The sequence below is a fragment of the Streptosporangium sp. NPDC001681 genome (genome assembly GCF_040298085.1).
Classification (GTDB): domain Bacteria; phylum Actinomycetota; class Actinomycetes; order Streptosporangiales; family Streptosporangiaceae; genus Streptosporangium.
Genome location: NZ_JBEOZN010000330.1, coordinates 1 through 1,143, shown reverse-complemented (window position 1 = coordinate 1,143; position 1,143 = coordinate 1). Strand labels below are relative to the sequence as shown.

Sequence of the window (1,143 nt, the reverse complement as noted above, 5' to 3'; positions counted from 1 at the left end):
TCTCAGAGGGCGGATCGCGAGGCGATGACCCTTTGACAGAGCCTTCTGCTCGCCTGGCCGTCTTCACGCTGGATGTCCCGGCCATCCTCATTTTGGGTGACCGTTAACACCGTGCTGACGCAATCGAGGACGGCGCGTTGGTAGAGGTCCCCCGCGCACTGGCGCGCGAAGCAGGGTTCCTTGCGCCCATGGCGCTCACCCGCGCGGCCTGGGAGGACTGCGTGGCCTAGGACGAGGCAGACAATAGCCGCAAGGGCATCGCCAACGATTGACAGGCCGCCTGTGGGATGTGCTCCACATGGCCCGCTGGGCCGCCACGAGAGGGTCGGGCGGGCGGCTGGTTTCGTTTGCCCTCCTCCGAGTTCGAGCAGCCGGTGCGGATGTGCTGGCGGACTGCTGCAGGTACCGGGACATGGCCATGCGAGGGTGGAGCGAGCTGCAGCCGTGCGAGGGCGCGGCGGAGGTGACCCGACCCTAGTGGAACCCTGTCCGCAAGTGGCCGCAACCAAAGGGTGATTTCTCGCACGTAATCGTCTCTTATGGAGACGAGACGGCACACCGCTATCCCTCCCGCCCCAGTTCGAGAGGACCCCCATGACCATCCCCGCCCGCGCCACCCTGATCAACAAGAAGTCCGGCCTCGCCCTCGACGTCATCTACAACGCCATGAACGATGGCGCCTGGGTGATCCAGTGGACCCCCACCGGCAGGACCAACCAGATCTTCCGCCTCGAACCCGCCGACGGCGGATACAAGTTCATCGCCGAACACTCCGGCCAGGCCCTGGACATCGAATTTGCCTCCCAGAACTCTAACTTCGCGATGCAGTGGCCCATCAACGGCAGCCCCAGCCAGATCTGGTATCTCAAGGAGCACGTGGCCGGCGTCTACCGACTCATCGCCAAGCACTCCGGCAAGGTACTGGCGGTCGCCAACGCCTCCATGGAACCGGGTGAGCGCGTGGTCCAGGCCAACCCCGGCTCCGAGGAGAACGAACTGTGGCTGCTCAAGGCCGCCCCGTAGCACCCGAAGGCGGCGCGGACGCCTGCTGAATCAGCGTGGCGCGGCCAAGCCAAGCGGCCAGGCCGAGCGGTTCCACGCGGCTGGCCGCTCCCTCAACGCTGTGAGAGGGCGGATCGCGAG

1 protein-coding gene is annotated in these 1,143 nt (G+C 66.1%); it reads left to right on the top strand.

What is annotated here, in order from left to right:
* Positions 1–594: 594 nt before the first annotated feature.
* Entirely contained in the window at positions 595–1,023 is a 429-nt protein-coding gene (locus ABT130_RS47655; protein WP_189647684.1) for an RICIN domain-containing protein, read from the top strand.
* Positions 1,024–1,143 lie beyond the last annotated feature (120 nt).

Excerpts from the sequence above, each read along its gene's own strand:
- ABT130_RS47655 (WP_189647684.1), top strand. The coding sequence starts at position 595 with ATGACCATCCCCGCCCGCGCCACCCTGATCAACAAGAAGTCCGGCCTC.